Origin of the sequence: Amycolatopsis sp. CA-230715, assembly GCF_018736145.1 — a bacterium.
Classification (GTDB): Bacteria; Actinomycetota; Actinomycetes; order Mycobacteriales; family Pseudonocardiaceae; genus Amycolatopsis.
On sequence record NZ_CP059997.1, the window covers coordinates 8,549,403 to 8,559,515 of the forward strand.

Consider the following 10,113-nt stretch of genomic DNA (forward strand, 5'->3'; position numbering starts at 1 on the left):
TTCGTCCGTCCGATCACTATGCCTGCCAACGAACTCGCGGGGCAAGGTCGCTCGAATCGCACCGGCGGTCCCCTGTTTTCCCACGCCAGAGCGGGTTTCTCGGGGCTGTGGACGTGGTGTGGCCAGGCCGCTGAAAGGCCGTTGCCAGGTCGTGACTGGCACGGTGAGTCCGACGGGTGGTCGACCGGGATCGCCGGCTGTCAGCCGTTCTCGCTGTCCTGATTCGGTTGCCTGGTGTTCCCGAGGAGGGATGTGGTCCATGGCTGACGACCAGCAGCTGCTCGGCTACCTGAAGAAGGTGACCGCGGATTTGCGCCGCGCTCGTTCTCGGCTGGACGAGGCCGACGCGCGGGCGCACGAACCGATCGCCGTCGTGGCCATGGGGTGCCGCTACCCCGGCGGTGTCCGGTCGCCCGAGGACCTCTGGAGACTGGTGGCAGGGGAGGTCGACGCGATCACCCCGTTCCCCGACGACCGGGGCTGGAACCTTTCCGCCCTCTACGATCCCGACCAGGGCAGGCCGGGCACCAGCTACGTGCGGCACGGTGGGTTCCTGCACGACGCGGCGGAGTTCGATCCGGCCTTCTTCGGCATCTCGCCGCGCGAAGCGACCTCGATGGACCCTCAGCAGCGGTTGTACCTGGAAGTGTCGTGGGAGGTGCTCGAACGGGCCGGAATCGACCCGATGTCGTTGCGCGGCAGCCGGACCGGCGTGTTCGCCGGGCTGATGCACCACGACTACGCCGCCCGGCTGACGGAGGTTCCCGCCGAGTTCGAAGGGTACCTGAGCACGGGCGTGGCGGGGAGTGTCCTATCTGGACGGATCGCCTACACGCTTGGTTTGGAGGGCCCGGCGGTCACTGTGGACACCGCGTGTTCCTCTTCGCTGGTGGCGCTGCACCTGGCGTGCACCTCGCTGCGCCGCGGCGAGTGCACGCTCGCGATGGCAGGCGGTGCGGCGGTCATGTCGAGCCCGGCGACCTTCGTCGAGCTGTCCCGGCAACGCGGCCTCGCCGTCGACGGCCGCTGCAAGTCCTACGCGGACGCGGCAGACGGGACCGGGTGGTCGGAAGGTGTCGGAGTCCTCCTGCTGGAGCGGGAGTCGGACGCCCGCCGCCTCGGACATCCGGTGCTCGGACTCGTGCGCGGGTGCGCGGTGAACTCCGACGGTGCCTCGAACGGTTTGACCGCGCCGAACGGGCCGTCGCAGGAGCGGGTGATCGACGAGGCGCTGCGAGACGCGCGGTTGCTTCCCTTCGACGTGGACGCGGTGGAGGGCCACGGGACCGGGACCGTTCTCGGCGACCCGATCGAGGCGCAGGCGCTGCTGGCGGCCTATGGCGGCCGCCGGCCCGCGGAGCGGCCGCTCTGGCTCGGTTCCGTCAAGTCCAACATCGGACATGCCCAGTCCGCGGCCGGGGTGGCCGGGGTGATCAAGATGATCATGGCCATGCGGCACGGGCTGTTGCCGAAGACCTTGCACGTCGACCAGCCCTCTTCGCACGTCGACTGGTCGGCGGGCGCGGTTCGCCTGCTCGTCGAGGCTCGGAGTTGGCCGGAAACCGGGCAGCCGAGACGAGCCGCCGTTTCTTCGTTCGGAGTCAGCGGCACGAATGCCCACGTGGTTCTCGAGCAAGCGCCTCCGGCCGACGAGAAGTCCATTGTGGACAATCGACGCGAGCTGGCCGTCGTGCCGTGCGTGGTGTCTGCACGTTCCGCCGATGCCCTGCGGGCCCAGGCCGAACGGCTCCGCACGCACCTCGGAACGGCACCGGGCGCCGGCGTCGCGGACGTGGCCTGGTCGTTGGCGACCACGCGCGCCGCGCTGGACCATCGCGCGGCGATCACCGCCGCGGACCTGCCCGAACTCCTGGATGGTCTGCGGCGTCTGGAATCCGGGGCGCTGCCGACCGACATCGCCCAGGAAGGGAAGGTGGCGTTCCTGTTCACCGGGCAGGGCGCGCAGCGGCCGGGCATGGGGCGCGGGCTCCACGGTGCGTTTCCCGTGTTCGCCGAGGCCTTCGACGAGGTGTGCGCGATGCTGGACCCGGCGCTGCGCACCGCGATGTGGGCCGAGGACCGCGAAGCACTCGACACCACCGCTTTCGCGCAGCCCGCGCTGTTCGCGTTCGAAGTCGCGATGTTCCGGTTGCTCACCGCGTGGGGCATCCGGGCGGACGCCCTCGCCGGGCACTCGGTTGGTGAGCTCGCCGCCGCGCACGTGGCCGGTGCCCTGCCGCTGCCGGCGGCCTGCGCCCTGGTCACCGCTCGTGGCCGCTTGATGCAGGCGCTGCCGGGCGGTGGCGTGATGATCGCCGTTCGGGCAGCGGTGGACGACGTGCGCCCGATGCTGACCGGGCTCGAAGACACGGTGAGCCTGGCAGCGGTCAACGGGCCGGACTCGGTGGTGCTCTCCGGTGCGCGGGACGCCGTGCACGAGGTCGCCCGGCTGTTGTCCGGTCGCGGGTTCGAGACGACGTCGCTGACCGTCAGCCACGCCTTCCACTCACCGCTGATGGAGCCGATGCTCGCCGAATTCCGTTCGGTGGTGGAGCGGACCGACTTCGGCACTCCAACGATTCCGGTGGTCTCCGCGCTGACCGGACGGCTGGCCGATCCCGCCGAACTGTGCGATCCGGAGTACTGGGTGCGGCACGCCCGGCAAACCGTGCTGTTCGGCGACGCCGTGCGAGAACTGCGGTCCATCGGGGTCACCACCTTCCTGGAGCTCGGGCCGGATGGCCCGCTTTCGGCGCTCGGTCAAGAGTCCGCGGGGGAACCGGGCGGTCAGCTCGCCTTCGTCCCGGCCGCCCGCAAGGATCGCGCGGAGGCACCCGCTGTCGTTTCGGCCGTCGGGCAGCTGCACAGCAGGGGAGTCCGGGTCGACTGGCCTGCCTTCTTCGCGGGCACGGGTGCGGCTCGGGTCGACTTGCCCACCTACGCGTTCGAGCGCGAGCGCTACTGGATGACGTCAGCCGTTCGCGGTGGCGAGGCAGCGGGGTGGAGCAGGGCGAACCATCCCATGCTCGACGCGGCTCTCTCGCTGGCTGACTCCGGGGGAAACCTGGTGACCGGGGGGCTTTCGGTGGAAGCGCACCCGTGGTTGGCCGATCACGCGGTCGGGGGCGTGCCGCTCGTGCCGGGAAGCGCGCTCGTGGAACTCGTGGTTCGCGCCGGGGACGACGTCGGCTGCGGGCGGATCGAGGAACTGACCCTCGAAGCGCCGCTGTTCCTGTCACCGGGTTCGACGACGGCCATCCAGATCGCGGTCGCGGCGGCGGACGAGTCCGGCAGGCGATCGGTGTCCGTGCACTCGCGTGCGAAGGGGGACTGGGTCCGGCACGCGTGCGGCACCTTGCTCGCCGCGGACCCCGAGGCATCGGACGAACTGGCGGAGTGGCCACCGCGCGGTGCGGAGCCGGTCGCGGTGGACAGTTGGTACGAGGACACGGAAAGCGCGGTCACCTACGGGCCGGAGTTCCGCGGGGTGCGGGCGATGTGGCGGCGCGGTGGGGAAGTGTTCACCGAGGTGCGTCTCCCCGGCACGGGAGCGGAGCAGTTCGGGATCCATCCGGCCCTGTTGGATGCCGCCCTGCACGGTGTGGCTCCGCAGGCCGGTGGAACCGGCCGGGCGCTCGTACCGTTCTCGTGGCGTGGCCTGAGCTTGTACCGGTCGGGCGCGTCGGTACTGCGGGTCCGGTCGGCACCGGCGGGCGACGGTGCCGTGTCGCTGCTGGCGGCCGATGAATCCGGTGGCGCGGTGTTCTCGGTGGACGAGCTGATCGTGCGCGAACTGTCGGTGGACGCTGCCGTCGCCGGTCGGGCGAGTCACCTGCACCAGCTCGACTGGGTCCGTGCTGACGCGGTCCCCGGTCCGGCTTCCGACGTGGTGCTCGCGCCGTTGCCACGGTGGGACGGGCGAAGCGACCTCGCGGAGGCGACGCGGGCGGCCGTCGGGCACATCCTGCCGGTGCTTCAGCAGTGGTTGCTCGAAGAGCGCCCGGCGGATACGAAGCTGGTCGTGCTGTCGACGGGCGCGGTCGCCGCCGGGGACGGCGACGCCGTGCGCGACCCGGCCCAGGCCGCGGCACTCGGCCTCGTGCGTTCGGCGCAGACGGAACATCCCGGTCGCATCGCGCTGGTCGACGTGGACGACGGTTCGCAGGCGGCGATACCGGCGGCGGTGGCACTCGACGAGCCGGTGGTGGCCCTGCGCGACAGCGCCGCGTGGGTGCCGCGGCTGGCGAGGGCGGCTGCGGCGGAGGGGCGGCTCCCGCGACTGGACACCGAGGGGACCGTGCTGCTCACCGGTGCGTCGGGACAGCTGGGCGGGTTGGTCGCCCGGCATTTGGTACAGCGGCACGGCGTACGCCGCCTCGTGCTGGCGAGCCGGCGCGAGCCAGCGGACCTGCTGGCGGAGCTGACCGCGCTCGGTGCCGTCGCCGAGTTCGTGCCGTGCGATGTGGCCGATCGGTCCGGGGTGGCCGCGCTGCTCGCCGGGATCTCACCGGATCACCCGCTCACCGCCGTGGTGCACGCCGCGGGGGCGTTGGATGACGGCACGGTGCTGTCGTTGACACCAGAGCGCATCGAAACGGTACTGCGACCGAAAGTCGACGGGGCATCGCACTTGCACGAGCTGACGCGGGGGCTGGATCTCGCGGCCTTCGTGGTGTTCTCCTCCGCGGCGGGTGTGCTCGGCAGCGGCGGGCAGGGTGCGTACGCGGCGGCGAACTCGTTCATGGACGCGTTGGCGGCGTACCGGCACTCGATCGGCCTGCCCGCGTTGTCGCTGGCTTGGGGGCCGTGGGCGGGAACCGGGATGGCGGGCCGGACCGGTCTGGCGAAATCGGCCCGCGCCGGCCTGGTCCCGCTGACCGAGCAGACCGGCCTCGCACTGTTCGACACGGCGCTGGCGCAGGCCGCACCGGTGCTGGTCCCGATCCAATTGGACGGTGCAGCGCTTGGACGCGACGGCGAACCGGCCAAAGTGCTGAGCGGATTGACCGGTCCGCCGGCTCGTCCGGGGACCCGCACCCGCGGGAACCGCATGCGCGACCTCGCCGCGCTTCCCGAGGACGAGCGGGTGAAGACCGTCACCGAGCTGGTCGGTTCCTCGATGTCCGAGGTACTCGGTTTCACCTCGGCGGAGGCAGTGCAGGCGCACCGGTCCTTCCGCGAGCTCGGCTTCGACTCGCTCACCGCGGTCGAGTTGCGTAACCAACTCGGTGCCGTGACCGGACTGAGGCTGCCGCCGACCCTGGTGTTCGATCACCCGTCACCGGCCGAGCTGATCGCGCACCTGCTCGATCGGATCACCGGCGAACGGCGGACTCCGTCCCCGCCCCGCGTCGAGCGCTCACCGGACGAGCCGCTGGCGATCGTCGGTGTGGGCTGCCGGTATCCCGGTGGGGCCGACTCACCCGAAGCGCTTTGGCGGCTGGTCGCGGAGGGAAGGGACGGTTTCGGCTCGTTCCCGGTGGACCGGGGCTGGGACCTGGATACCCTGTTCGACCCCGACCCGGAGCACGCCGGTACCTCGTACGTCCGTGAAGGCGCGTTCCTGTACGACGCCGCTGAGTTCGATCCGGCGTTCTTCGGCATTTCGCCGCGCGAGGCGGTGGTGATGGACCCGCAGCAGCGGTTGCTGCTGGAGACCTCGTGGGAGGCGTTCGAGAACGCCGGGGTGGACCCCTTTTCGTTGCGCGGCAGCCGGACCGGGGTGTTCGTCGGGGTGATGTACCACGACTACGCCAGCCAAGGAGTGTCCGGTGTGGATGGTGCGGAGGGCTACCGGAGCACGGGTATCTCGGCCAGTGTCGCCTCCGGGCGGATCGCCTACACCTGGGGTTTCCACGGTCCCGCGCTCACCTTGGACACCGCGTGTTCGTCCTCTCTGGTCGCGCTGCACCTTGCCGGGCAGGCGCTGCGCAACCACGAGTGCGACCTGGCCCTTGCCGGTGGGGTGACCGTGATGTCGACGCCGACGGCGTTCATCGAGCTGTCGAGGCAACGCGGCCTGGCGTCCGACGGCCGCTGCAAGCCCTTCGCACGCGCGGCGGACGGAACCGGCTGGGGTGAGGGAGTCGGGCTTCTCCTCGTGGAGCGGTTGTCGGATGCGCGTCGGAATGGGCATCGGGTGTTGGCGGTGGTGCGGGGTTCTGCGGTGAATTCGGATGGTGCGTCGAATGGGTTGACAGCGCCTAATGGTCCGTCGCAGGAGCGGGTGATTCGGGAGGCGTTGGCGAACGCGGGTCTTGGTGTGTCGGATGTGGATGTGGTGGAGGCGCATGGGACGGGTACGGCGTTGGGTGATCCGATTGAGGCTGAGGCGTTGTTGGCGACGTATGGGCGGGGTCGTGAGCGGCCGTTGTGGTTGGGGTCGGTGAAGTCCAACATCGGGCACACCCAGGCCGCGGCCGGTGTCGCCGGGCTGATCAAGATGATCATGGCGATGCGGCACGGGGTGCTGCCAAGGACGCTTGGCGTGGACGAGCCGACGCCGCATGTGGATTGGTCTTCGGGTGGGGTGCGGTTGTTGACCGAGAATCGGGAGTGGGATGGCGGGGGGCGTGTCCGGCGGGCCGCGGTGTCGTCGTTCGGGATCAGCGGCACCAACGCACACGTGATCCTGGAGGAACCTGAAGCGCTGTTGCCCGAACCCGTCGGCGCGCCGGAGGAGGGTCCGCTTCCTTGGGTCCTCAGTGGACATGACGAGGAAGCGTTGCGTCGTCAGGCTACGCGTCTTCGGTCGCATGTGGACGCCAACCCGGACCTGTCCGTCTCGGCGGTGGGGGCGAGCCTGCTCGCGAAACCGCGGTTGGCGCATCGTGCGGTGGTGGTGGGTGGTGGGTGTGGTGAGTTGGGTGTGGGGTTGTCGGATTTGGGGTTGGGTGTGGTGGGGTCGGTGGGTGGTGTGGGTGGGGTGGTGTTTGTGTTTCCGGGGCAGGGGTCGCAGTGGGTGGGGATGGGGCGGGAGTTGTATGGGTGTTCGGGGGTGTTTCGGGCGGAGTTTGATGCGTGTTGTGGGGTGGTGGAGTCGGTGGCGGGGTGGTCGTTGATGGAGGTGTTGTGGGGTGGGGAGGAGGTGTTGGGGCGGATTGAGTTGTTGCAGCCGTTGTTGTTCGCGGTGATGGTGTCGTTGGCGGCGGTGTGGCGGTGGTTGGGGGTGGAGCCCGCGGCGGTGGTGGGTCATTCCCAGGGTGAGGTGGCGGCGGTGTATGTGGCGGGTGGGTTGTCGTTGTCGGACGCGGTGCGGGTGGTGGTGTTGCGTAGTGCGTTGTTCGCGCGGGAGTTGGTGGGGCGGGGAGCGATCGCGTCGGTGGGGTTACCGGTGGAGGTGGTGCGGGAGCGGTTGGTGGAAGGGGTGGTGGTGGCGGGGGTGAGCAGTCCGGGGATGACCATGGTCGCTGGTGCGGAAGAGGTGTTGCGGGAATGGGTGGAGGCGATGGTGGAGCGGGGGACGCGGGCGCGGGTGGTTCCGGCCACGGTGGCCTCGCATAGCGCGCAGGTTGATCGGTTGCGTGCCGAGCTGATGGGGATGTTGTCCGGGATCCAGCCCCGGCAAGCGGCGGTACCGGTGTATTCCACGGTGACCGGCGGAGTGCTCGATACCGCGGACATGGGGCCACGGTACTGGTTCGACAACGCCCGCCACCCGGTGCGATTCCAGACCGCGACCGAGGCACTGCTGGCCGACGGCTTCGACGTGTTCGTCGAATGCAGCGCACACCCGGTCCTGACCACCGCGATCGAAGACACCCTCCACACCACAACCACAACCACCCACAACACCACCGACGACAACAACACCACCGACGACAACAACACCACCGACGACAACAACACCAGCAATACCAACGATGTCAGCAACACCAACGATGTCAGCAAGACCAGCAACACCAACGTTAGTGGCGCCAGTGGTGTCAGTGGTGTTGGTGGCGCTGGTGGTGGTGTGGTGGTGGGGTCGTTGCGTCGGGGGCAGGGTGGGTTGGATCGGTTGTTGCGGTCGGTGGCGGGGGTGTGGGTGCGGGGTGTGGGGGTGTGGTGGGAGCGGTTGTTTTCTGGTGCGGTGCGGGTGGAGTTGCCGACGTATTCGTTTCAGCGGCAGCGGTATTGGTTGAGTCCCCCGGCACCGGCGCCGGGACCGTCGGGGTGGGAGGGGTTGGGGGAGTTGTTCGGGGGTGGGGATGTGGTTGAGCGGTTGGGGTTGGGGCCGGGGGACACGGCGGTGGAGGCGGTGGAGGCGGTGCGGGCGTGGTGGGGTGATCGGCGGGTGGAGGAGGTGACGCGGGGGTGGCGGTATCGGTTCCGGTGGCAGCCGTTGACGGTGCCCGCGGCGGTGGTGGACGGGGTGTGGGTGGTGGTGGTTCCGGCCGGATGCGCGATACCGGTGCTGGTGCCCGGGGCGCGGGTGGTGGAGATCGATATGGCGGTGTCCTCGGTGGCCGAGATGGCCGAGGCGGTGTGGGGGTGTGGTGATGGCCGGCCGGTGTCGGGGGTGTTGTCGTTGCTGGGGCTGGATTCCCGCCCGTGCGCGCAGGAGCCGGCGGTGGTGCGGAGTTTGCTGTTCAACACCGAGTTGTTACGCGGTGGCGGGGACGCGGTGGTGTGGTGGGCCACCCAGGGCGGGGATCCGATGCGGGCGCAGTTATGGGGTGCCGGGCGGGTGGCCGCGTTGGAACATCCCGGCCGGTGGGGCGGGCTGGTGCAGTTACCCGAGGTACTCGACGAGCGGGCCGTGACCCGGCTGGGCGCGGTGCTCGGGCAGCGGCGGGAAGACCAGGTCCGCATCAGCGCCGACGGGGTGTTCGGGCGACGAATGATCCCCGCCGGAACCGACCCCGACACCCAGACCCGAGCCGGGGGTGGTGAGCCGGGTCGTTGGCGGCCTCGGGGGACGGTGCTGGTCACCGGGGGCACCGGGGCGCTGGGGCGGCATGTGGCCCGCTGGCTGGTGGACAACGGCGCGACCCGGGTGGTGCTGGCCAGCAGACGGGGCGGGCACGCCCCGGGCGTGGCCGATCTGCCCGGCCCGGTCGAGGCGGTCGCCTGTGATGTCACCGACCGGGCCGCGGTCGCGGCCGTGCTGGCCGGGGAACCGGAACTGACCGCGGTCGTGCACGCCGCCGGTGTCTCCCACCAGCGTGCGCTGACCGAGCTGGTCACCGCCGCGGACTGGGCCGAGGGACTGCACGCCAAAGTCACCGGTGCCCGGATCCTGGACGAGTTGACCGGCGAGCTGGACGCGTTCGTGTTGTTCTCCTCCGGCGCCGGCGCCTGGGGCGGAACCGGGCAAGCCGCCTACGCCGCCGGTAACGCCTACCTCGACGCCCTCGCCCGCGACCGCCGCGACCGCGGCCTCAACGCCACCGCGATCGCCTGGGGCGGCTGGGCAGGCGGCGGCATGATCACCCCCGACGCCACCGACACCCTCACCCGCATCGGCATCACCATGATGCCCCCCGAACACGCCCTGCACACCCTCCACACCACCCTGCACCACAACGAAACCAACATCACCATCGCCAACCTCGACTGGACCACCTTCCACCCCACCTTCACCATCAACCGCCCCAGCCCCCTGCTCACCACCATCCCCACCACACCACCCCCCACCCCCACCAACACCACCCCCAACACACTCCACCAACTCCCCCACCCCGAACGGATGCGCGCGCTCGACGAACTAGTGAGGTCGACCGCCGCCACCGTGCTCGGCCACGCCACCGCGGAGGCGATCGAACCCGGAAAACCGTTCGCGGAACTGGGTTTCGACTCATTGACCGCGGTCGAACTGCGTAATCGCCTCGCCGAGTCCACCGGCCTGAGCCTGCCGACCACACTGATCTTCGACCACCCGAACTCCGCCGCGCTGGTCGATCGCCTGAGCGCCGAGCTGGTCCCGTCGACCGGTTCCCCCGTCGACCTCGCACTGTCCAATGTAGATGAAGCGTTCAGCGTCGCCGACGAGACCGAACGGGATCGGCTGGTCGAGCGGCTGCGCGCGGTGCTGGCGGAGTGGACGGTGCCGGACTCCCTCGAGGCCGCGACCGACCAAGACCTGTTCCACATCGTGGATCGCGGCTACGGGCCGTCGTGACCGGAAGCCGA

Annotated in this window: 1 protein-coding gene and 1 pseudogene; both read left to right on the plus strand. The window is 70.2% G+C overall.

Annotated elements, in window-relative coordinates; translation table 11 throughout:
- Nucleotides 1-259: 259 nt before the first annotated feature.
- Nucleotides 260-337, plus strand: a pseudogene (locus HUW46_RS49165) (polyketide synthase docking domain-containing protein); the annotation flags it as partial.
- Complete coding sequence (locus HUW46_RS40050; protein WP_442861007.1) at nt 311-10,102, plus strand: SDR family NAD(P)-dependent oxidoreductase; 9,792 nt, start codon at nt 311-313, stop codon at nt 10,100-10,102. The pseudogene HUW46_RS49165 and the gene HUW46_RS40050, both read left to right, overlap by 27 nt.
- The last annotated feature ends 11 nt before the right edge of the window (nt 10,103-10,113 follow it).